At 40.7% G+C, this 21174-nt stretch carries 24 protein-coding genes and 3 pseudogenes; 5 read left to right on the top strand and 22 right to left on the bottom strand.

Annotated features, from left to right (window positions below; genetic code table 11):
• Positions 1–187: 187 nt before the first annotated feature.
• The 5 genes and pseudogenes from FBB35_RS27705 to FBB35_RS35605 form a co-directional block, all read right to left on the bottom strand.
• Positions 188–1063 (bottom strand): annotated as a pseudogene (locus tag FBB35_RS27705) (YifB family Mg chelatase-like AAA ATPase); the annotation flags it as partial.
• Entirely contained in the window at positions 1027–2640 is a 1614-nt protein-coding gene (locus FBB35_RS27700; RefSeq protein ID WP_174712318.1) for a hypothetical protein, read from the bottom strand. The gene FBB35_RS27700 and the pseudogene FBB35_RS27705, both read right to left, overlap by 37 nt.
• A 1-nt stretch (position 2641) precedes the next feature.
• Positions 2642–2968 carry a hypothetical protein gene (locus FBB35_RS27695; RefSeq protein WP_174712317.1) on the bottom strand — a complete coding sequence of 109 codons (327 nt, stop codon included), beginning with the start codon at positions 2966–2968 and terminating at the stop codon, positions 2642–2644.
• 119 nt (positions 2969–3087) lie between these two features.
• Positions 3088–3288 carry a hypothetical protein gene (locus FBB35_RS27690; protein WP_174712316.1) on the bottom strand — a complete coding sequence of 67 codons (201 nt, stop codon included), beginning with the start codon at positions 3286–3288 and terminating at the stop codon, positions 3088–3090.
• A gap of 22 nt (positions 3289–3310) precedes the next feature.
• Positions 3311–3436 (bottom strand): hypothetical protein, encoded by a 126-nt coding sequence (locus FBB35_RS35605; RefSeq protein WP_302481003.1) that lies wholly within the window; start codon positions 3434–3436, stop codon positions 3311–3313.
• A 569-nt stretch (positions 3437–4005) separates the two neighbouring features.
• Between FBB35_RS35605 and FBB35_RS27685 the strand changes: the two genes are divergently transcribed.
• Complete coding sequence (locus FBB35_RS27685) at positions 4006–5028, top strand: serine hydrolase (RefSeq protein WP_174712315.1); 1023 nt, start codon at positions 4006–4008, stop codon at positions 5026–5028.
• Positions 5029–5335: 307 nt separating this feature from the next.
• Complete coding sequence (locus FBB35_RS27680; protein ID WP_174712314.1) at positions 5336–6340, top strand: 2-hydroxyacid dehydrogenase; 1005 nt, start codon at positions 5336–5338, stop codon at positions 6338–6340.
• Between the two features lie 82 nt (positions 6341–6422).
• On the opposite strand, the gene FBB35_RS27675 is transcribed toward FBB35_RS27680, so the two are convergent.
• The 8 genes from FBB35_RS27675 to FBB35_RS27640 all read right to left on the bottom strand — a co-directional run bounded on the left by FBB35_RS27675 (position 6423) and on the right by FBB35_RS27640 (position 11517).
• Positions 6423–6677 (bottom strand): hypothetical protein, encoded by a 255-nt coding sequence (locus FBB35_RS27675; protein ID WP_174712313.1) that lies wholly within the window; start codon positions 6675–6677, stop codon positions 6423–6425.
• 2 nt (positions 6678–6679) lie between these two features.
• Positions 6680–6865, bottom strand: a complete 186-nt coding sequence (locus tag FBB35_RS27670) for a hypothetical protein (protein WP_174712312.1) — start codon at positions 6863–6865, stop codon at positions 6680–6682.
• Entirely contained in the window at positions 6862–7608 is a 747-nt protein-coding gene (locus tag FBB35_RS27665; RefSeq protein WP_174712311.1) for a M50 family metallopeptidase, read from the bottom strand. The genes FBB35_RS27670 and FBB35_RS27665 overlap by 4 nt, the downstream gene beginning before the upstream one ends.
• 38 nt (positions 7609–7646) lie before the next feature.
• Positions 7647–7808: a hypothetical protein gene (locus FBB35_RS27660; protein WP_174712310.1), complete on the bottom strand. Its 162-nt coding sequence runs from the start codon at positions 7806–7808 to the stop codon at positions 7647–7649.
• Positions 7809–7885: 77 nt separating this feature from the next.
• Positions 7886–8761: an FHA domain-containing protein gene (locus FBB35_RS27655; RefSeq protein ID WP_174712309.1), complete on the bottom strand. Its 876-nt coding sequence runs from the start codon at positions 8759–8761 to the stop codon at positions 7886–7888.
• Positions 8762–9005: 244 nt separating this feature from the next.
• Entirely contained in the window at positions 9006–9728 is a 723-nt protein-coding gene (gene pgl, locus FBB35_RS27650; protein WP_174712308.1) for a 6-phosphogluconolactonase, read from the bottom strand.
• Positions 9729–10014: 286 nt separating this feature from the next.
• Positions 10015–10758 (bottom strand): ribonuclease PH, encoded by a 744-nt coding sequence (gene rph / locus FBB35_RS27645; protein ID WP_174712307.1) that lies wholly within the window; start codon positions 10756–10758, stop codon positions 10015–10017.
• Between the two features lie 135 nt (positions 10759–10893).
• Positions 10894–11517 carry a nucleoside monophosphate kinase gene (locus tag FBB35_RS27640; protein ID WP_174712306.1) on the bottom strand — a complete coding sequence of 208 codons (624 nt, stop codon included), beginning with the start codon at positions 11515–11517 and terminating at the stop codon, positions 10894–10896.
• Positions 11518–11860: 343 nt separating this feature from the next.
• Here FBB35_RS27640 and FBB35_RS27635 point away from each other — a divergent pair, with 343 nt between their 5' ends.
• Positions 11861–12397 (top strand): P-loop NTPase family protein, encoded by a 537-nt coding sequence (locus FBB35_RS27635; protein WP_174712305.1) that lies wholly within the window; start codon positions 11861–11863, stop codon positions 12395–12397.
• Between the two features lie 53 nt (positions 12398–12450).
• Here FBB35_RS27635 and FBB35_RS27630 read toward each other — a convergent pair whose 3' ends face one another.
• The 7 genes and pseudogenes from FBB35_RS27630 to thyX all read right to left on the bottom strand — a co-directional run bounded on the left by FBB35_RS27630 (position 12451) and on the right by thyX (position 18381).
• Positions 12451–13023: a dCMP deaminase family protein gene (locus FBB35_RS27630; protein WP_174712304.1), complete on the bottom strand. Its 573-nt coding sequence runs from the start codon at positions 13021–13023 to the stop codon at positions 12451–12453.
• Positions 13024–13047: 24 nt separating this feature from the next.
• Positions 13048–13506 (bottom strand): nucleoside 2-deoxyribosyltransferase, encoded by a 459-nt coding sequence (locus FBB35_RS27625; RefSeq protein ID WP_174712303.1) that lies wholly within the window; start codon positions 13504–13506, stop codon positions 13048–13050.
• A gap of 124 nt (positions 13507–13630) precedes the next feature.
• Positions 13631–14479: a hypothetical protein gene (locus FBB35_RS27620; protein ID WP_174712302.1), complete on the bottom strand. Its 849-nt coding sequence runs from the start codon at positions 14477–14479 to the stop codon at positions 13631–13633.
• Positions 14480–14722: 243 nt separating this feature from the next.
• Positions 14723–16216 carry a thymidylate synthase gene (locus FBB35_RS27615; RefSeq protein ID WP_174712301.1) on the bottom strand — a complete coding sequence of 498 codons (1494 nt, stop codon included), beginning with the start codon at positions 16214–16216 and terminating at the stop codon, positions 14723–14725.
• A gap of 167 nt (positions 16217–16383) precedes the next feature.
• Positions 16384–16587 (bottom strand): annotated as a pseudogene (locus FBB35_RS27610) (DUF433 domain-containing protein); the annotation flags it as partial.
• Positions 16588–16674: 87 nt separating this feature from the next.
• Positions 16675–17534: pseudogene (locus FBB35_RS27605) on the bottom strand (Rpn family recombination-promoting nuclease/putative transposase); the annotation flags it as partial.
• A gap of 124 nt (positions 17535–17658) precedes the next feature.
• The gene (thyX, locus tag FBB35_RS27600) at positions 17659–18381 is read right to left on the bottom strand and encodes an FAD-dependent thymidylate synthase (RefSeq protein ID WP_163936187.1); all 723 of its coding nucleotides are present in this window, start codon (positions 18379–18381) and stop codon (positions 17659–17661) included.
• 199 nt (positions 18382–18580) lie between these two features.
• Between thyX and FBB35_RS27595 the strand changes: the two genes are divergently transcribed.
• Together FBB35_RS27595 and FBB35_RS27590 are read left to right on the top strand one after the other, a co-directional pair.
• Complete coding sequence (locus tag FBB35_RS27595) at positions 18581–18796, top strand: chlorophyll a/b-binding protein (RefSeq protein WP_114083012.1); 216 nt, start codon at positions 18581–18583, stop codon at positions 18794–18796.
• 141 nt (positions 18797–18937) lie between these two features.
• A complete protein-coding gene (locus FBB35_RS27590) occupies positions 18938–19519 on the top strand; it encodes a thioredoxin family protein (protein WP_174712300.1) in 582 nt (193 codons plus the stop codon).
• 96 nt (positions 19520–19615) lie between these two features.
• On the opposite strand, the gene FBB35_RS27585 is transcribed toward FBB35_RS27590, so the two are convergent.
• The gene (locus FBB35_RS27585) at positions 19616–20290 is read right to left on the bottom strand and encodes a PEP-CTERM sorting domain-containing protein (RefSeq protein ID WP_174712299.1); all 675 of its coding nucleotides are present in this window, start codon (positions 20288–20290) and stop codon (positions 19616–19618) included.
• Positions 20291–20549: 259 nt separating this feature from the next.
• Positions 20550–21134 (bottom strand): DUF642 domain-containing protein, encoded by a 585-nt coding sequence (locus FBB35_RS27580; RefSeq protein ID WP_174712298.1) that lies wholly within the window; start codon positions 21132–21134, stop codon positions 20550–20552.
• Positions 21135–21174: the final 40 nt, after the last annotated feature.

Genomic DNA, 21174 nt, shown 5'->3' with positions numbered 1-21174 from the left:
TTTTATCTGGGTAACGACATCCTCCCAAGGGAGTTTGTAAAGCGTTCTTGAGGAGGAATTTAATAGTTTTACCAAATTTATCGTTGTAAAACTTCATTACGTTAGTAGCGGTAGCGAGTTTGCGTACCCCTACGGGGAAGCAAGCTACGCTTTTAGCGTCTCGTAGAGAGCGTCATTACGAATTACTTTACTGCATTCTGTCGATTGTGCGATATTGAATTGCTTCCGCCACATGACTAGTTTTTAGCTCATCGTCTCCCGCTAAATCTGCAATCGTTCGTGCTACTTTGAGAATGCGATCGCTAGCTCTTGCTGATAAACCTAATTTTCTAATAGCTACTTCTAATAAATTGCGGCTAGCATCATCTAGCTTGCACCATTTCTGGAGATGACGACTTTGCATCTGAGCATTGCAACGCAGATTTGCTTCTTCTTGGAAGCGGGTAATGGCGCGATCGCTTGCTTGTTGCACTCGTTGTAGCACTGATGTTGATGTTTCTCCCGTCGGTTGTTGGGTAATTTCTTCTGGTTTCAAGCGATTTACCGCAACTTGTAAATCAATCCGATCCATCAACGGCCCAGAAAGTTTTGCCCAATATTGCTCGCGTTGGCGGGGAGAACAAGTACATTGTTGGATGGTATCGCCATAGTAACCGCAAGGACAGGGATTGGTACTCGCCACCAAAGTAAACTGTGCGGGAAACATTACCGATAGTCTGGTACGAGAAATTGTAACGTAGCCATCTTCTAAAGGCTGACGGAGAAATTCCAGCACATCACGTTTAAACTCAGTCAGTTCGTCCAAAAACAACACACCTCTGTGAGATAATGAGATTTCGCCAGGACGAGGAAAGCTACCGCCACCAACCAGAGAAGGCCCGGATGCTGAGTGGTGGGGACTGCGAAAAGGGCGATCGCGTACCAACGAACCGCGATTTTTCAATAAACCAGCCACCGAATGGATGCGAGTCACTTCTAAAGATTCTGCAAAACTCAGGGGCGGTAAAATTCCTGGTAAGCGCCGTGCTAACATGGTTTTCCCACTACCAGGCGGCCCGACAAAAGTTTAGTTAAATCTTGTAATTGAGTTTTGTATTCAAAATACCTGTCTTTTGACAATGCAAGTTGCATTGCTATTTCTTTGTCAGAAAATCCGTGAGCGATCGCAAACAATATTGATTGCAAATATTTATTTTGGCTATTAGCCTCAATAAAATTGGCTAGTTCTTCTTCAAAAAGGGACGCGTTTGATTCAGCTGTCTGATGTGATAAATAATTTTCATTACGCTCAACGCTAGAAAATTCTAGCCCTTTTTTTTGAATGAATTGATAAGCCATCAATACCCGAATCAATATCATTTTTGATTCTTCGGTAGACCTGCCTATCTCCCGCTTAATATAAACAACACCAAGTATAGAATCCCAATAATAGGCTTTTTCTATTGATGTTTTGGGTTTCCAATCCTTAGGTAAATATTGTCTGCGTTTAAAAAACTTTGCAGCAAATTCAATATAATCATTTGCAAACTCTTCTAAATAAATATCAATTTTTCTTTTATCTAATACCCGTCCGTGAAATATATGGGCAGTTGAACCTTTGATAGTTCTCTTGATTATTTCGAAACACTGACTAGAATCCCTATCTACAAACCTTTGTTGAAACGAATCGCTAACTTTCCTTATCCGCGTAGCAATCTCTTTTACTATGCCGCTATTAGTCTCAGGAATGGCTTTATGCTCATGGAAGTAGATATTAAGACTACGTATAGCTATTCGGACAGCGATCGCCACTCCTAAAGTTAAAAATCTTTGCTTAGTATATCCGTCTACTTCAACATATTCGCTGTGCATCTCATACAAAACAACCCCTGCTATCTCGTGCATGACCGAGGCGTGTTCGCGGGATATCCACCACACAGGATAATCTAGTTGAGCAAAATTGTGTTTAAGGTTTTTGGAATAAGGGTGAGGGCTAATTTTAGCGTTATGTAATATTGTGCTTTTGTGAAGATCCAATACAGATGCAGCATTTTTAGCGCTAGGGTATACAGCACAATGCTTTAAATCCACGATCGCAATTGGGCGGCCAACTGTTGGCTGATTCACCGACTTGAATAACGCTTTAGCTAAAGCTTTGTCAATCAAGGACTTCTCTAAATTATTTTTGGAAATACCCCATAGTTTCTCTGGATGAATTCGGGCAAATTCGGTTAGGGATTGCCGGGAAACGCATTTAATATGCGATCGCCCTCCCGCATCTTTTGAGTAATTTTCTACTTTCAATCCGCATAATTCCCAATCCTGAAACCTGTCAACAGCTATATTTAATCTTTTAGACCAAGTTGTAAACGATAGATTGTCGTCTTTAGCTTTAGTGCTAGCACCTTTAAACAACCTTACGGCTTTAATTTTGATTGAATTAGGCGATCGCTCAATCCAACCTTTTCGGACAGCGATCGCATTCCAATCATTGATAATCTTTGCCACTGGATTTGAACCAACCAGTGATTTTAAATGGTTAAGTTCTTCGTCGCTCCAAATATTTTTATTGCCGTGCCGAACAGCGCAGCGACGAGAACAGTGAGTACCAAACCCGTCAATTAAATCATATTGGTTGAAACAGTAAGCGCAACTTGCCATATTAATTGAACAGTAGTAGCCAAATAGCCTGAAGAGCGATCGCCCCTACCAAGCACGTCCACAACAACCAAGGATTTTCCGGTTGCAACTCGTTGCTCATTTCTTTTAGAGCAACACCAGCCGACTCAATACCCCAAGACTTAGCTTGTCCTAATGTTGATAAAACATTGCCGCGAGTAGCCAACCCGTTGCCGACACTGGCATGATATCCGGGTTCTTGCGCGTTTGGTCTATGCACAATTGTTATTACGATTAACCCTTCACCTAAGTGCAGTTGCCACCATAGAGGCGGATTTAATTTTGATATTTCCCAATTCAATTTATTCATGCTGGCAATAATTTGTAAGCTTCCTGTTTCATTTTCTCAAGGGCAGCGATCGCCATACTTCCGTCCGTTGCGGGTTGGAGTTTTTGTAGCGAAGAAACACACAAGAAGACAACAGATAATTACTGAAATTTTAACGCAAATATTTGTTGTCTGATTGATATGGCAAAGGCAAAAATCAAACCTGCATACCGGAGCTTCCCCGGTTTTTGTGGCGTGAAGCCATTTACAGCAAAACCATTTGTCACTTTGCCTTGATATCCGTTTCTCCAGTCTATCAAGGCAGCGATCGCATTGAGTATTACATCAGCAATCAAACCCATATTAATTTGATAATGCGAATCTCTAAATCGCTGAATCTGGCAGTCCCAAGACAACAATTCCCGGTAATCCCCCTGAGACATCGACTTCTACCCCTACTTTGACGGCATCGATGCCTACAATTGATGCACTCCAGACTCTGGCAAGCATTTCTTATATAACAGTAAACCTTTCAAATCTCTAGCAGATGCGTGGGCTGATTGGCATTAGTGAAACTACATACACTATTTTATAGCCCAATTATAATTATACCATTTCTTTCTCGACTGCACTATTTTAGCTGTGCCACGCCACTACGGTAATTTTATTTTTACACTTTATAAATAACCTTTAACACCGTAGTTACTAAGTGTAAAAAACATAACTAATTATCTAAATTTTATCTCATGAATTAATAATTATGAATTAGATAGAAGCAATTGCTTTTTTATCCAGATCACTATGTATGTATAAATCATTGCTAACAGAATTAAAACTGTAATCATAATCTATTACTATGTGTATAAAAATATAATCAATTGATGTGATAAAAGCATATTTTCCATATTCTATCTTGTGCTTTTTTACCATACATTTTATTTTCAATTTTCCAATAAATCTGTTTTTCATATCTATTGACATGGGATACCTTAGTGATTACTATGTCAATCAATCCGGATTTCATTAACTTCTTGAGAAAATCTCTGTAAATCAATCCAACACTATCCTTACAGCACTACATGAAACTACGCTGGTTATTACTCAGCCTTACAAGTATTTTTTTATTTTCGTCTCCAGTAAAAGCGAATCCCAACACCAATCAAGTTGGCAACATAAATGACTGGAGTGCAAATCAATCTGATTTACAATTACCAAAACTTAAATTTATTCCTCCGGTTCCTCTAGGCGATCCTGCCAACCCAATAAATAGTTCTAAATTTACTGGTGTAGTTCCTCTAGGACGCGAGATATCAGAACTAAAAACTCCTATTAAAGCATTAATGGCTCGCTATAGATTCCTCACTCCCGGAATCTTTTTTATGGACTTAAAAACAGGTGATTATTTTAGTTTTAATGGTGATAAAGCATTTTCTGCTGCTAGCACAATTAAGTATCCGATTTTGATTGCATTGTTTCAAGAAGTAGATGCAGGGAGAATCAAACTTGGTGAAACTTTGGTGATGCGACGGAAACATGTCACCGGCGGTTCTGGAGATTTGCAGTATCAACGAGTGGGAACTAAGCTGAGTCTCTTGCAAACTGCAACTAAGATGATGACTATCAGCGATAACACTGCTACAAATATGATTATAGATCGTTTAGGTGGTGTATCTAAATTAAATCAAAAGTTCCGCCGTTGGGGATTGCAAAGCACTGTGATTCACAATATGTTAGGAGACTTCAAAGGAACAAATAAAACTAGTGCCAAAGACTTGGTAAGACTATCAGCTTTGGTTACAAATAATCAGTTAATTTCTGATAGAAGTCAATCCCAAGTTTTAGGGATTATGATTCGTTGTCATAATAGAGCATTGCTCCCATCTGGCTTAGGTTCTGGTGCAAATATTGCTCATAAAACAGGTACTCTGCGATTTGTACTGGGTGATGCAGGTATTATTGAAACGCCGACAGGTAAGCGTTATTTAGCAGGAATTTTTGTGCGTAGACCAAATAATGACATTAGAGCTAGAGATTTTATTCGTCAAGTTTCGCGGGTGATGTATGGCTACTTCGAGCAGCCAAAAGTTAGTAATCTACCTTAATTATTCTGAATTCTAGATTTTTGCTTTAGTTTCGGGCTTACGCAGAAGATATATCTCAACCACCTTTTTTAAGGGGGTTTTTAGCTAATTTTTTTATTTAAATAAGGCTAAAGGGAGTGTGGAAAAAAGGTTTCAGGTTTTTAGTGCATAAATCCTATAGTTATTAAACTGTTTACACAAACATCAATTCTGAAAGCTGGCAATATTCAAAAATACGATAGCGAATAGCCCGTCTTAGACATCGCTTTTCTAACTGCCAAGGTATTATGTAGTCGGATACCGTGCAGCATAAAGCTTGAGGTTTTGCATGAAAGTAGCAGTCTTCAGTACAAAAGTCTACGATCGACAGTTTTTATCAACTGTAAATTCTCCCACACAACACGAATTAGCGTTTTTTGAACCCCGTTTAAATCGGGATACTGCTATCCTCGCCGCCGGATTTCCGGCGGTTTGCGTATTTGTACACGATCAGGTTGATGCCCCAACTTTAAAACTTCTCGCCTCACGGGGTACTAAGCTGGTTGTCCTTCGGTGTGCTGGGTTTAACAATGTAGACTTACAAGCCGCAGCAGATTTAGGAATTACTGTTGTGCGTGTCCCCGCTTACTCACCTTATGGAGTAGCAGAACATACCGTAGGATTGATTTTAAGCCTCAATCGCAAAATTCATCGGGCTTATAACCGTGTCCGAGAAAGCAATTTTTCCCTAGATGGACTGTTGGGATTTAACTTGCATAAGCGTACAGTGGGGATTGTCGGCACAGGTAAAATCGGTCTGATTTTAGGACAGATTATGAAGGGGTTTGGCTGTAACCTACTCGCATTCGACGTTTATCGCAATCCAGAATTGGAGGCGCTAGGTGGAAAGTATGTAGAATTACCTGAGCTATTTGCCAACTCTGATATTATCTCTCTGCATTGCCCCCTGACTCCCGAAACGCATCACTTGATTAACGCTGAGACTCTAGAACAGATTAAGCCAGGCGTAATGCTAATTAACACTAGCCGGGGAGCGCTGATTGATACCCAAGCAGTGATTGAGGGATTGAAGTCTGGTAAGATTGGCTATCTCGGTGTGGATGTCTACGAACAAGAATCGGAATTGTTTTTTGAGGATTTATCTGGCGAAATTATTCAAGATGATATTTTCCAACGTCTGACAATGTTCCCCAATGTACTAATTACCGGACATCAAGCCTTTTTTACAGCAGAGGCTCTTCACAATATTGCAGAAACAACTTTTGCTAATATTGCTGATGTTGAAAATGGTCGTCCTTGTGCCAATGAAATTCGCGCTCAACCGTCAGTTTAGGTAAGGATTGGCGCGCTAATTTGTATATTCATTCTGAACGATAGGCGACGCGGAGACTTTGGACTAAAATTAAAATCACTAGTCAATCCTCTTCATCTGGCAAATTCTCCATTTCTTCAACAATTAGCGTCTGAAAATCCTCATCACAATGATTATGCAGATGAACCGTAGCAGCTAGGAGTTCTGCAAGAATTTCAGCTTGTTGGTTAGTAGTTAAACTAGGTAACTGTAACTGGTTAACTAGAGCTTGTACTCTCAGGCACTCTGTACTTAATTCAGCAATCAAGATACTGAGGGTTGAATTCGTGACTGCAAGAGAGCGATCGCTAATCTGCATATTTATTGTCCCAATCTTTTACGCGCTTGTTGGATTGCCTTGTCAAAAGCACGAATCTCTTTTTCCCAATGCTTAATTAAACCTTCGTCAGGAAAACTCTTCTCTGATTCCAGTCTAATCTTTTCTTGATGTTCAGTAATTCTTTGAGTTAAAGATTCAATCGCCTTTTGATGGTGCTTCTTACTCATTGCTCCGAACGATAGGCAACGCGGAGACTTTGGACTAAAATCACCAGAGATGCGATCGCCATCAACCCGCCCCAAAACCAGTAAGGTAAAAGCAAATATCGCTGCATTTGCGCTGTATCAGAGAGTCCAAGGGGGCCAGCAGAACTACTAAATAGATAATCGAGTTGATGGTACGTACTCACACAAGCTTGTACACCCAGAAATTGGATGGCAAACCCCTGTGCCCAGCGAGGTGCTTTCAGGGCGATACCCAAGATTATTAAACCCAATAAGGGAATTGCCACCAATCCAAACCAGGAACGTATCCAAATCAATGTAGAAAGTAGCAAAAAACTCCCTAATATTTTTAAACTTAGGGAAGCTGCTTTAAAACTACGGGAAGCCAGAATCAAAGCTGCGCCCGCAAGAGGCGGCCCCATTGGCCCGGCAGCTGCGACCATTGCCGGGCCAATTGGCCCCAATGACGACCGGATGCCATAAGTTGCAACACCAGAACCATTGCTAAAAATCTGTAATTTTTGAAACTGTCCCCCTAATAGGAGTGCCATTAAGCCGTGACCCATTTCATGGAACCAGGTTGCCAGAATTGTAAATGGGTATAAGATATAATCACCTCCTGGTACTTGCCACAGTAAAGCAGTTGCGATCGCTGCTGCAATTAGCCAGGTTAGCCCCATACGCTCAACAACTGACGGGGCTTCTTGGGTAAGCAAGGGTTCAAAATTTTTACTTGGTTCCCTCATAGGTCACTCTATTTTGGATTTTAGATTTTCTGGAAAATTCAAAATTTTAAATTGGCAGTGTATTTTATCCATCCTAGTGTAATTATTGAGGTAGTGGAGTTCCTAAACAATGCAACAATTCGCACATCGAAGCGACGGTCATAAACTATGGCGCTATCAAAAACAACATAGTTATCCGTCGCTTGTCTGATGCGGTGCATTTGTTTCTCCTCCAAAAAGGATGCCGGAGGATGGGCAGAACATGCTTAGACTGATGTCATAATTAATGGAAAATCAGTTAAGCAAGTTGAAACAGGAATGTCATTAAGTCTCCTTTACCCAAACTGATGCGATCGCCTGGTCGCAATCGATGACGATTTCCTGGTAAAAGGGGCAAGTTATTAATGTAAGTGCCATTAGAACTTCCCACATCTTCTACATAGTGAGCGTCTCCCTCAACACGAATATCTGCATGAATTCGCGAGACAACTTCTGAATTAGGAAATCCTGAAACGTCTATATCTGGAGGAATCCGATCATTAGGCTTGCCGATATGAATCACAGAGAGATTTTGCGGCAATTCAATTAGTCGATCAGTTTGAACGTGGATTAACCGCGCCATAACCTGCTGCAATTGTGTTCTGGCAACGGTTGCAGTTGGTGCTGGTGCAGCTGGTGGAGGTAGTTCCGCTTCAGAGGGTGGCGCTGGTTCCAACGGTGGTGGAGTAGGAATACTTTGTCCAGAAACTACGGGTACTGCGACGCTTGGCTCTGCTTCTGGGGGGCTGTTTTCTATAACAGCTGCCTCTGGGGGAGCTACTGGAGGAGCTGCCACCTCTGTTGCTGGTAAAGATGAACTGGGAGGATGAGAGTTAGTAGAACCGCTCATTCCCAAAGCATCTGGTTGTAAAAGTTCTAACAGAGGATCGGGTGGAACTAACGGTGGTACTTCCACAGGAACATCGGGAGTAACTGTTGTAGCTACCGAACTATGAACATGTGGAACTCCTGCGGAGTGAAGGTTACAGCCACACTGTCCACAGAATGCAGCATCTGCCTGCACACTTGCCCCACAACTAGGACAGTTAGTAGTCGCGGGCAACGGTGTATAGCAAGCTTCGCATTGGACAGCACCATCAGGGTTGGGATGATTGCAATTAGGGCAGACGATCATCGATATTTAGCCTTTGTTCAAGATCATCATAAATATAGGTAGGACTGGCAAGCAGAGGCGGCCCTAGCTTTAGATTCTAGCAATTACTGCCGATTTGATACGGGAAAGGAAGCAGGGGGCATGGGGGCACGGGGCAGGGGGGACAAGGGAGAATTATTGAACAAGTCTTTCTCTTGTCTCCCCCCTCTTCCTTGTCTCCCTTGTCTCTTCTTCATGCCCCATGCCCAATTCCCAATTCCCAAGTTTAATGTTGAAGTTCCGAACCTGCTGCTGCATCCAGCAGCCACCAAAGTTCACCTTGGGGCCGAATTAAGCGGGATGGGTAAGCGAAGTCATCGGCGACAGGTGCAAAGACTTGCGCCAAAGCTGGGCGTTTATTAGCACCAGCAACCAGAAAAATCACACTGAGAGCAGAGTTGATGAAGGGGTATGTGAAACTTATTCTGGGGTTTCCGTCTTTGTTACCCACAGTCACCAGGCGATCGCGTACTTTGAGAGCCTCTGTGTGGGGAAACAAAGATGCAGTATGTGCATCATCACCCATTCCGAGTAGTACTACATCCAATGCGGGAAACTCTACCCCAGAAGAATTGAAAAATTCTTTGAGATGTTGTTCATACTTTGCAGCCGCGAGTTCTGGATTGGCTTCTAAAGTTGGTACGGGGTGAATGTTAGCTGCTGGGATATCAACACGATCTAGCCATGCACGACGCGTCATCAGTTCATTGCTATCGGGGTGATCTGGTGGCACATAACGCTCATCCCCCCAGAATACATGAATTTTATCCCAAGGCAGTTTTTGAGTAGCGATCGCTTCGTATAACGGTTTAGGTGTACTGCCGCCAGATAAGGCGATGGTAAACCGCCCTCGCTGCTCAATAGCAGTTTCTAACTTAGACAGAATTAATTCTAGCGCTCGTGCAACCAGCGCCGGCTGATCCGGTAGAACTTCAACGGTTTTGCTCATGGCTTCATCATCATATTGCTGGCTTCCAGCAATACCATACCGAACTTATTACAATCCTCCTTTTTAACTTTTGAAACATTTAACATCATGGATTAAGTAGGCTGGAAAATCGTAGATGCTCATTATCACCATTAACGATAAGTTGTCAGTAGTCATTGTCAGTAGTCAGTTGTACTAACTACTAACTCCTCTCATAATTATTTTTATTTACACCCAGTTACTTGATACTTTGTTGATTAACACCACAGAGGATACATTTATTAATTCTTATGAAAAATTAATAAAACTAATTAATCACAACCAATGCTTCCCAATCAGCGATCGCTTCGCGTTGGGCGATTAACAATTCCTGAATTCCTTTTTGAGCGACATCTAGGAGTTGATCCAACTGAGTGCGGCTAAAGCTCCCTTCTTCGGCTGTTCCTTGAACTTCAATGATGCCGAGGTGTTGATTCATCACCACGTTAAAGTCTACTGTTGCAGCCACATCTTCGATGTAATTAAGATCCAAAAATGGCTCTCCCTCCAGTAATCCTACGGAAACTGCTGCTACCTGTCCACACAGAGGCGATCGCTCTAACACGCCTTCCTGCAACAATTTAGAAATCGCATGAGCCAACGCCACAAAGGAGCCTGTAATCGCTGTTGTTCTAGTTCCAGCATCTGCTTGCAAGACATCAGCATCTACAGTTAGCGTGCGTTCTCCTAGTGCCTCAAAATCCACTGCTGCACGTAAGCTGCGCCCAATTAAACGTTGAATTTCTTGCGTCCGTCCAGATAATTTCAATAGTTCCCTTTCTTGGCGTTTTTGAGTGGCAGATGGTAACATTCGGTACTCAGCAGTTAACCAGCCTTTACCAGTTCCTTCGAGAAACTTCGGGACTCCCTTATTAACGCTAACAGTACAAAGTACCTGAGTATCACCGCATCTTGCTAGAACAGAACCGGGGGCAAAGTGGGTGAAACTGGGGTAAAAGCTGATCGGGCGTAGTTCGTAAGGAAGACGGCCGTCTGGACGCTGCCAAGCCATTGGAATTGCCTCAAGTTTTACAATACTGCCTTAAGATTACCTTAGTGTTGTCAGTGGGGATTGGGCATAGGGCATAGGGCATGGGGAAGAATTCTTCTTAACTCCTAACTCCCCCACTCAGAACTCAGCACTCTTCTAAGGAACTGAAAGTAGAGTCAAAATATTTTGCTGCACCATTTCTGGTGATTGGTCGCCGTTGATGGTCAATAGGCAGCGACGACGGTCGTAATATTCTAGGATTGGAATGGTGCGATCGTAGAATAATTCTACACGGCGCTGCACGATTTCGGGTTGGTCATCTGGTAGCGATCGCCCTAAGGATCGACTAACCATCACTGCTTCTGGAACTTGGAGATAAATTGCCCAATCTAGCTTTTGCCCTAAATCATCCAATAAAAAATCTAATTCCTCAGCTTGGAAGGCAGTACGAGGATAACCCTCTAACACCCAATCGCAGTTAATATCTGGTTGTCTGAGGCGAACTCTGATCAAATCAACGATCATTTCGTCTGGAACTAACTCCCCTTTTTGTATGTAGGGCAGTGCATGATAACCTAGTTCATTTAGACTAGCGTAAACCGAAAGAGAAGTCCGGGGATCGGCTTCCGACCATCGAAATTCCGGCAGGGGCTGAGAGCCAGATATTGCTTCCCGTAAAATCTCACCTGTAGAAATCAGAGGAATATCAAAGTATCTGCCAAGCCTTTGCGCTTGAGTGCTTTTCCCCGATCCTGAACCTCCCAGAATCACCAATCTCACAACAATTCACTCCTCATGCTGTCAAATTCACTACTTGCTAAGTCTGTTTTGCCCAAACAACCGACAAATCTAACATTTAGGGATTTTCAGACGTTATACCCAGCCTTCTTAAATAATTGGAACTGTAACTCTTATGTTTTAACTTTTACAAGTATTTACAGGGAAAAGACGTAAATTTAAATCAAAACAACTCTTGACTTGCACACAAACGTAGTGTTTGACTAAGAATGCAATTTATCAAATCCACCATACCTGTGAAAAATAGATTGATTGTACAGGTATATTTGTACTTATTACTGTCAGCAAAAAAACTTAATTATTGTATCTTTTTGAACTTAACTCTATGGTTGCCCAGCTAGAAACTCAAAGCATCAATTCAACCCTTACCTTGCCATATCCAGTTGAAGGACTAGTGCAAGTTTTCACTACTTCCCATCGTAATTTTTTTACGAGCGTAATAGCTCAATCACTGAGAATAGCTGGACAAGGAACGCCAGTATTAATCGTGCAGTTCCTCAAAGGAGGTATTCGTCAAGGACACGATCGACCCATACAATTAGGACAAAATTTAGATTGGATTCGCTGTGATTTGCCTCGTTGTATCGATACACCACATTTAGATGATACGGAAAATCAAGCCTTACAAAAACTGTGGCAATATACACAACAAGTAGTGTGTGAAAGCAAGTATTCTCTCGTGGTCTTAGATGAGTTAAGTTTAGCGATTAACTTTGGTTTAATTCCTGAAACGGAAGTTTTAGCGTTTCTGGCAAAACGCCCTCCTCACGTCGATATCATTCTCACAGGGCCAGAAATGCCCAAATCTCTCCTGGATGTAGCAGATCAAATTACAGAAATCCGTCGGAGTTATCGGCCTTAAAGAATCTCAGGATTTGAAATTGTGGATTTAATAATCTTCAATTAGAGGGTGTGTTAAAGTTCCTGAACACACCTTACTGTTCTAGCCACAGATGTCGGATTGAGGAGAAATTGAGCAGCTTGTTGTGCTGTTACTTCAGATAACTGAATCTGTTTAAAAGCGACTAAGCCTTCATTGACAAAAGAATCTCTCACCAAGACCTTCTCCCCACTGTTGAAAGAGGTTTCATAAAACACTTCCTTAATTCCTGCGGAGATAATTAACTTTAAACAAGACAGACAAGGTTCTAAAGTGACATAAATACTTGCACCATCTGTAGAAGTCCCATGCTTTGCTGCTTGTGCGATCGCATTTGCTTCCGCGTGTACAGCCCTTGATGGTAAAGTTCTACTAGCATCACAGCTACTCAATCCTGGATAACAGTAGCCCTGAGCCGTACAATGTGCCGAATCCGATGGTGAGCCATTGTAACCTGTTGCCACTACCTGCTTGTTTTTCACAATCACAGCACCCACGGGAAAGGCTAAACACGTTGAACGAGTTGCTGCAAGTTTAGCCAACATCAGAAAGTATTCATCCCATGTTGGTCTTTGATGGCGTTCGTCGATTTGGGAAATATCTTGCATAATTTGTCAATTTCAAACTTTATTCTACTGCCTTGCTGACAACGGAAATTGTGGATGCTCTGGGTTCCACTTCGCCAAAACTTTTTTAAGCTGATTCAAAGCATCTTCATGATCGTGAAACTGTATTTCCGCAATCACAGTGGGAATACCGCGTGGAAATCTTGATATTTTTTTACCTGTTTCGTATAGAAGAATAATAGGAATATTGTTTGTCTCTGCAAAAGCTAATTCCATTCCAACACCAAAGGATAATGAGCCAAGGTAAGCAATAACTAAGTCTGAATTGCTTACCTGATACTTATCTTGGTCGAAAACTTCACGAGGACTAATATCGGGATTATTTACGGGATCAGTTTGTTTGTGTGGAACATAGGCTTGAAGACCAATTTCTTCGCAAAGTAAGCCAATTTTCTCATAAAGTGCTTTGCATTCTACCGGATTTATTACATCAGTTAATGCACCAGAGATATATATATTGGACATTTTTAATATTTATCTTAAACTAGAATTTACATTCACTTGAATATTCAATACCCAAACAATTCATTCTCTTATAAAAGACATTAGTTCAAGATACAAATATCTCCTCCAATCCAAATAGATTTTCTTACTTATTTAAGGTTGGATTTACTGTTTTCTTCGGGTTTGCTTGTATCTGAGGAGTGGGAGTCTTAGTTGGACTTGGGGTAGATGAAGGGGAAGGTTTAAACAACGCAATGCCTGCAATAATTACTGCTAATAAGGATATAATTGCACTGATTGCTGTCCATCTAACCTGTTCATTTGAACCTAAAAGATTTAAGAATATGTCTTGAACACCTCTTTGAAGGTTTTTATACTCATCTGACTCTATCATCAGTTTTTTTAGTAAATCCTTATCATCTTTCATCCAACGAAGTTCTTTTTGATTAAAAAAATCATCTATTTCGTGGCGATTAGGTCGTCCACGAAGAAGATCAAGTCTTGCAGAGCTATCAGAGTTGCGATTACTTGAAGACTTGGAACTTAATTTTTCAATAGCTAAATAAGCAATTGGTCGCTTAACATCTCTCACATTAATTCGTATTGCTTTATCTGAAACATTATGAAGTGCTATACAAAGAACACCTGTCCAACAAGGATTGACTCTGGTTCCAATGTGTCCTAAACCCTCTGATACTGGTTCAACTACAGAATAAAGTGGCCCTCTAAATCGATTACTGAGCCAAACTGATTCATCAGTCCACACTAGGGCTGTATCTCTTGGTGGTATGTAGAAAAACTTCTTTTCCTTACCCGGCTGGTCTTGGTTAGATTCCGTCTCAATAGTTAAACGTTTCTGCTGTCCAATGGCATAAGCATACTCACTAGCAGTTAGACATAAATCACAAGCCTTTACACTATCTGGCTTAAGAGGATGAAATAGTATACCTCTACCAAGTTCCCTAATAATATCCTGATAACTCAAGACTGACATCTAAATACTCCCTAATTCCACAGACCACCAGAATTTTCCACAAAGGCATCCGATGTAGTTATAAAGTCAAGCACATCGTGTCAGTAGCTAAATAGGACGCTCTGACTGTCTTGATGAAAAGACTACTTTTATCATACGTATTTTAAGTTATATTCTGGCGTGTTGCAAATTAATTTATACATTTATCACAGCGATATCCACACTAGCATTGCTAGTTATTTATATGAATTACAGTTTTTAAATTTACTGATCCTGAATATAAGCCTTGCCACTTTTAATACAGTTACTAGCCTTTTGCAGTTCGATACCTAAATAACCAGTATGTTCAGGCTGAATTGCTGGAGAGGTAGCACAAATCTCTCTTAATAAGCTAAGGGGCTTTTTACCACGATAAGACTTAATCACCTCACCACTACCAGGAGTTGTGTGGGTAACGAATATCTCTTTGCCATCAACCTCAATTAGGAAATTGCCGGAGGGGTCATAATAGCTACGCTGATTAAAAATTGCAGCGTATTGATTTGCAATTAGCCTCTCTGCATTGTCCCAAGTATCATCATATATATGAGCAGACTGACTAATAGTTATGAGTGGCCCCATTTTCAAGTCATACTCAGAACGTTGAGCAATTTCATCCCTAATATGTTGTTGCAAAGCCCTCAATCCCATTGCATTTGCAGGCCAGGCGGCAAACATATCATTACTTCTAAAAGTTGCAGTTAGGGATAATTCATTATCAACCACTCTCAACCAAATATGATTTAGACAAGGGCTACCACCTTTTTCATGGTCTTTTACATCCCATAAATTCATAACTGCACTAGCAGCATCAATTTCTCCAATTAACTTCTTAATTACCTGGTCAATTTGATCATCCTTAAACCAGGAACGCAAACGTTGACCATACGTATATTTCAACCCTTCTCGATAGGGTGCATCATCTAAAATCTGTGAAGTATATTCTTCAAGAAAAGGAGGGTCAACTGGCAAATAATTAGGCTCAGGAAAGTAGAATTTAGGAGGCTCATCAGTAACAATTGCCATTAAATCAATTAATTCTTGCCATTGCCCATCATAGCCAGTTGGTCTAATTGTTCCTGTTGTCTTAATCCGATGAATGATTTTTACCCAAGTTTCGGCTATAGTCTTACCTTCTATTCGATGTCCGTAGCGTGGCCCTGGTAAAACACTTGGTTCAACAATAGACATGGGAAATTCTAACCGCGAACCCCAAGGAGAAAGTTCCTCTAATTGGTCATAAGATTTAACTAGACTAACTGCCTCAACAATTGATTTGGCTTCTTTGCAATCTACAGAATGCCGCAAGTGTTCTAAATCACTAGCTTCCACTTCAAGATCAATATATCCAGGGATAGGGGAGCGAATTATCCAGCAACGCAACCCAGTATCACAAACACCTTCTTCAAAACCATTACGGAAAAAGTCCAGCAAGCACTGACACGCACCCGCGTTATTATCTTCCCTTGTGGCATTGAGAACAACCAAAAAGCGGACGTGGGGATTAAATAGCAAATTGCGAATCAGTAAGTTTATCCCTCTTGTGGGCGAGTATAGTTGCCCAATTACAGCATAATCTTCGGGTTGCAAGTGTTTAGCGATCGCCTGCTTTACTGTCCATCCTGTAATCACTGCCGTCTGACCTAGACCATAAATAAGCTGGTTGGGCTTGTGCAGTGCTTTGTACTCGAATTGGGTTGCCTTACCCGTTGCTGTCATGATTGGCTAAAATAAAAAATTAACAATCTTCCATTTTATCACTAAATCTAAATTGGTACTAGGTTATTTGTTTGATGAGGATTCCTACAAGTTCAATGTACTAATTTTGTACTATATGCCCAGCATCTATGAACGGCTTCTTCAACTTCTGGCTCAGGAGATTTTCATCAAGCAGGATGAGCATAAATAATTTGCTCCTGATTCAGCATTGCTTTTGCAATCACCTCCAAAACTTGCAACACCTGAGTTTGCAAATGTGGAAAATCTTCCAAGAAGTCGGTTAAACCTGCTTCACCTTCTAGATAGTCAAAAAAAGTTTGCAATGGAACTCGCGTTCCAACAAACACAGGAATACCACTCACAATATCTGGATCAGAGGAAATAATTCGGCGATCGCATAGAACTTTTTGAATATCCATCGTCCTGCAAAAGTCTGGATTAGATAGTTTAAACCTTCGTCGCGCTTCTAGCCAAACCTGTAAATCGGCCAAACTAGCAAAATCTAACAGTGCTTCACTCAAATCTTCCAGAACAGGCAAAGGTAAACCAGAAATTGAGGAGCGTATTTCTTCAGAAAGTTCCCCAAATCGCTTAGTTAATTGCCGGAGAATAAGATTAGCAGTTGCTTCCTCACGTCCTTCTTCACGTCCTTCTTCCTTAATTTCTCGGTAAACTCGCGTTTCCTTTAGCGTGATTCCTAGCATAGACTCTACCTCCGCTTGAGTTAATTGTTCAAATCTGTACACCATGATCGTCGTTATTAATTCAATTATGGCGCGACTCGATGGTAATAGCACTTCTTGAGCAGTTCTTGTTAACAAATACCTTGCTTCTTCTGGTGCTTGTTCTTCATCCACTGTAGTTAATACCATCAACGCTACCCATATAGGTAATTGACGAATATCCCCTAATTCATCTAAATACACCCGATGTATTTGTTCACCGTTCAGCAATGAACGATGAGGATGAATATCGCTTTGTTCGATACTGCACGACGGGTAAATTACGACGGGTAAATTATCACTGCTTGCCAGTCGCTAAATCTGGCACGGTTGTGGTAGAAATATAACGAAGATTCAGCCCATACTCTTTCATAAAGTTGTTCATTTTTCTGGAACTGAACCTCGCAAAAATATACAACTCCAACGCCATCGCTTTCAGGCGGTAGAAATACCCCATCAATTTCAAATTTTGGTTCTTTGACTGCGACTGAATCAAAACGATAGCTATCTGCATTAGTTGGAGGATTTGTCAACAGTTCAAATAGCAAAGTTGGAGACTGTTGAAAAAGTTTGTAAAATATTGAGTCTCGACGCATGAAAACATTTTACTAATTTTTTATTTATGATTTTTTGGTGGCTGTTTGGATAATCCCTTTGAGCCAGAACGTGGTAGCTCAATCAATCCAAGTGGAACATTCTCAATCCAGCCCCAAAATATGATTATGGTGCAAGTCTGGCTTTGCCCAGACGCTGTTTTTCGTACCATTGTGCGATCGCAGGTGCCCAATCTTCAAAATGAGGCCACATCATTTCACACAACTTTTGAATTTCAAGTTGAGCATCTTTCTTATTTCTTAGGTCACAAAAATGCAAGAAAGACCTTAAATTGAAACTAACTACAAAATGCTGGCGATAATCAAAAGGCACTTTACCTCTTGCGTGTTCTTCAGACATTCCAGCCTCAAAATCAGCTTGATATCGTTTAGCTGCTTCCAGACACCACTCTAAATCTGCTGCTCGTTGCTCTGGTGAATAATGGTATTTTTTGCCTTGTCTATCAGTGTAATAACCAACAGGGCGTAGGTAAAAAACATCTTCTATATCTTTCTTGCCTTCTAGTACATCAATAAATTGGTTGCCTGTGTATCTAAAAGACTGAACATCAAATGATACTCCAACACGATGAGTACGAGCCTGCTGCATAACACTGTGGGGAAAGTAACCACAGTTGAAAACAATCTGAGGATGCTCTAGAGGGCCATAGTGTCCCCTCTCACCTGCTAAAAGTCGCTTAACAATAACTTCACCGCTTTGTGACTCCGACGGCCAGGAGTCGCGCTCATCAAACACGAACCCATCGGTATAGTCCTGGTGCATCGCGGCATAAATCACCTGCTGCGGGTTTGGCGTTTTGGCAATAACCTCTACTCGAAATCGATGCATTAGTTTTGGGAGTGGATTTGTGACTGAAAGTGCTTATGCAGAAGAAGCGGAGCCTGTTCGTTAGACATGGCTTTGAACTCGATCCATTATCATATCTCTGCCTTGGACTTCTACTTAAGGGGATTAAGATACTTTTACTTTACAAAAATTAATATCTTTGTTACAGTTGTTTACATAAAGAGAAAACAGGGGAAAATCCATGCGTACAAGCACTGCTATAATTGATGACCAAGGCAAACTGAACAACTTTGCGATCGAGCCAAAAGTTTATATAGATGAGCAAGGCGATCGCACTGGTTTCACTCCTTATGCAGAAATGCTCAACGGTCGTTTAGCAATGATTGGTTTTGTTTCTCTGATAGCATTAGAAGTATTCACTGGACACGGTATTGTTGGTGTTTTGGCAAATCTGTAAAAACTAATTTTTTATAAAGTAATTCTCAATAAAAGAAGAGACGGTAGATTTACCGTCTCTTCTTTTATGGAAAGCTTAGTGCTAGAGTGAAAATATACTGATAGCAAAAGCCCTTATTAGCGTAAAAATATTAGGTGAACTATGGCTTTAACTGCTTCAACGATGTTGCCACTGGGCACAAAAGCACCAAATTTTAATCTACCTGAAGTGGTATCTGGAAAGGCAACTTCACTTTCTACCTTTGCAGATAAAAAAGCGCTGTTGGTGATGTTTATTTGTCGGCATTGCCCATTTGTAAAGCACATCCAACAAGAATTAGTGCAGTTAGGAAAAGATTATTTTACAAGTGATTTAGCGATCGTTGCCATCAGTGCTAACGATGCTAAGAATTACCCAGATGATGTGCCAGAGTCGTTACAAGCATTTGCCACAGAACAAGGGTTTAATTTTACCTTATGCTACGACGAGAGTCAGGAGACGGCAAAAGCTTACACAGCAGCTTGTACACCTGATTTTTTTGTATTTGACGAGCAACGCAAACTTGTTTATCGGGGACAATTAGATGATAGCCGTCCTAGTAATGGTAAACCTGTAACAGGCGCAGATTTACGCGCAGCCATTGAAGCAGTGCTGGCAGGCAAACCTGTTACAAGCGACCAAAAGCCGAGTGTTGGTTGCAATATTAAATGGAAACCTGGAAACCAACCCAGTTATTTTGGTTGAAAGCGGCTATATCAGCTTATTCATACCTTGTTGTGCAACACCCGATTAAGATTGTATAGCGATCGCTCTTTTGTTTTCCGAAAGTGACAAAAAAGGCTATTCTTTCAAGCTAATAGTCTTCTTTTTATTCAGCCATATTCCCAACAAGCCAGCAATTGCTATTCCTCCAATACTTGATGGCTCAGGTACAGCCAGAGGTTCTACACTCACATTATCCAAGTATAAAAAACCATAGCTAGCTCTACCACCCAACTTTAACTCTGTAGATGATTTTGTTGCTAAAAAATTCAAGTCATATTGTGTGAAAGGAGATCCAGCAACATTTATAGTATTTATTTTATCAAAGACTTTATTTCCATCGACAAATGCCTGAAATATATTATCAACTTGACTGCTATCTTCGTCTGTTCCTAAAAAGAAACTGAGATTATAGTTACTACCGATAGTCGTAGCTAAATTTTGGGATATGTAAGCAGGATTTACAAACGAACCAATTGATAAACCTTGATTACCACTCTCATACTGAGGAAAATTGTTAATTCTAATCCCTGATGTATCGATCGGATCGCCAGATTTAATCCAGTCTGTAACATTAGGATTTGTAATGTTGGGATTGTTAGGATCTACGAGAGGATCAAGTTCAAAGCTTCCATTTCTAACAAGTTCCGCCGCTTGTGCTGCTGTATTAGAAGTATTGGTAATCACAGCAGTGCTAATTAAGGTAGTGGTAAAACTAAAAACAATAATTGAGAGTTTTTTAGTTAACTTCATGAAATTTAACTCCAAATAATTACAATTTACGACAGTTAAAACAAGTTGATAGTTACATCTATGCTGGCTCTAATTGGTGTAAATAAAAATAAACACTTTATTCAGGTTGATAAGAGTTAGCTATTCACCATAGATCATCTTTCCATAAACCGATTATGGAGTTTTTTAATCAGATGAATTTAAGTGGCATTCTCAACACCATAGAGCCAGATATCGCTTGGGATTTTAAGAGAATGAGGGTTGGCTTGCAAGCTGTGGTTTATTCATCCCCATCATCTATCTGATCGCACTGAGAGTTTTCCCCTTGTTGATCTGTAGATTTGACACTCACATCATCCAAATATAAAAATGCATACTTGGCTCTGGAACCAAACTTGATCTCGGTGGATGTTGCTTTAGCTTTAAAATAAAACGTGTATTGTGTGTAAGGTTGGTAAGAAGTATCCTTTTTCTTACAAACTTTCTTTCCACCTACAAAAACCTTAAATTTATTCTTTAGGTCAGGTGCCTCCTCTGTAGATGCGAAATAGTAAGTAAGTTTGTAGTATTGATCGACAACTGTAGGGATAGTCTGTGATATGTAGCTAATGGCTGAAAATCCACCAAGCGATAAACCTTGATTACCAGTGTTAGAAAAATTGTCAATTCTAGTACCTGATGTATCTATCGGATCGCCAGTTTTAACCCATCCTGTAAGATTAGGATTTGTAGCGTTGGGATTATTAGGATCTACAAGTCCGTCATTTTCAAATCCCCCGTTGGTAATCAGTTCTGCTCCTTCTGCTTGTGCTGCTGACTTATAAGTATTGGTAATCACAGCAGTATGAAGGAGAGCAGTGGTCAAACTACAAAAAATAATTGAGAGTTTTTTAGTGAACTTCACG

Source organism: Nostoc sp. TCL240-02, assembly GCF_013343235.1.
GTDB lineage: Bacteria > Cyanobacteriota > Cyanobacteriia > Cyanobacteriales > Nostocaceae > Nostoc.
Note: the sequence above shows the minus strand (reverse complement) of the source record. Positions and strands in the feature narration are given on the sequence as shown.

Excerpts from the sequence above, each read along its gene's own strand:
- FBB35_RS27680 (WP_174712314.1), top strand. The coding sequence starts at position 5,336 with ATGAAAGTAGCAGTCTTCAGTACAAAAGTCTACGATCGACAGTTTTTA.
- FBB35_RS27690 (WP_174712316.1), bottom strand. The coding sequence starts at position 3,288 with ATGGGTTTGATTGCTGATGTAATACTCAATGCGATCGCTGCCTTGATA.
- thyX (WP_163936187.1), bottom strand. The coding sequence starts at position 18,381 with ATGCATCGATTTCGAGTAGAGGTTATTGCCAAAACGCCAAACCCGCAG.
- FBB35_RS27695 (WP_174712317.1), bottom strand. The coding sequence starts at position 2,968 with ATGAATAAATTGAATTGGGAAATATCAAAATTAAATCCGCCTCTATGG.
- FBB35_RS35605 (WP_302481003.1), bottom strand. The coding sequence starts at position 3,436 with ATGCTTGCCAGAGTCTGGAGTGCATCAATTGTAGGCATCGATGCCGTC.
- FBB35_RS27675 (WP_174712313.1), bottom strand. The coding sequence starts at position 6,677 with ATGCAGATTAGCGATCGCTCTCTTGCAGTCACGAATTCAACCCTCAGT.
- rph (WP_174712307.1), bottom strand. The coding sequence starts at position 10,758 with ATGGCTTGGCAGCGTCCAGACGGCCGTCTTCCTTACGAACTACGCCCG.
- FBB35_RS27670 (WP_174712312.1), bottom strand. The coding sequence starts at position 6,865 with ATGAGTAAGAAGCACCATCAAAAGGCGATTGAATCTTTAACTCAAAGA.
- FBB35_RS27660 (WP_174712310.1), bottom strand. The coding sequence starts at position 7,808 with ATGCACCGCATCAGACAAGCGACGGATAACTATGTTGTTTTTGATAGC.
- FBB35_RS27630 (WP_174712304.1), bottom strand. The coding sequence starts at position 13,023 with ATGCAAGATATTTCCCAAATCGACGAACGCCATCAAAGACCAACATGG.
- FBB35_RS27585 (WP_174712299.1), bottom strand. The coding sequence starts at position 20,290 with ATGAAGTTAACTAAAAAACTCTCAATTATTGTTTTTAGTTTTACCACT.
- FBB35_RS27620 (WP_174712302.1), bottom strand. The coding sequence starts at position 14,479 with ATGTCAGTCTTGAGTTATCAGGATATTATTAGGGAACTTGGTAGAGGT.
- FBB35_RS27665 (WP_174712311.1), bottom strand. The coding sequence starts at position 7,608 with ATGAGGGAACCAAGTAAAAATTTTGAACCCTTGCTTACCCAAGAAGCC.
- FBB35_RS27615 (WP_174712301.1), bottom strand. The coding sequence starts at position 16,216 with ATGACAGCAACGGGTAAGGCAACCCAATTCGAGTACAAAGCACTGCAC.
- FBB35_RS27700 (WP_174712318.1), bottom strand. The coding sequence starts at position 2,640 with ATGGCAAGTTGCGCTTACTGTTTCAACCAATATGATTTAATTGACGGG.
- FBB35_RS27655 (WP_174712309.1), bottom strand. The coding sequence starts at position 8,761 with ATGATCGTCTGCCCTAATTGCAATCATCCCAACCCTGATGGTGCTGTC.
- FBB35_RS27625 (WP_174712303.1), bottom strand. The coding sequence starts at position 13,506 with ATGTCCAATATATATATCTCTGGTGCATTAACTGATGTAATAAATCCG.
- FBB35_RS27635 (WP_174712305.1), top strand. The coding sequence starts at position 11,861 with ATGGTTGCCCAGCTAGAAACTCAAAGCATCAATTCAACCCTTACCTTG.
- pgl (WP_174712308.1), bottom strand. The coding sequence starts at position 9,728 with ATGAGCAAAACCGTTGAAGTTCTACCGGATCAGCCGGCGCTGGTTGCA.
- FBB35_RS27685 (WP_174712315.1), top strand. The coding sequence starts at position 4,006 with ATGAAACTACGCTGGTTATTACTCAGCCTTACAAGTATTTTTTTATTT.
- FBB35_RS27595 (WP_114083012.1), top strand. The coding sequence starts at position 18,581 with ATGCGTACAAGCACTGCTATAATTGATGACCAAGGCAAACTGAACAAC.
- FBB35_RS27590 (WP_174712300.1), top strand. The coding sequence starts at position 18,938 with ATGGCTTTAACTGCTTCAACGATGTTGCCACTGGGCACAAAAGCACCA.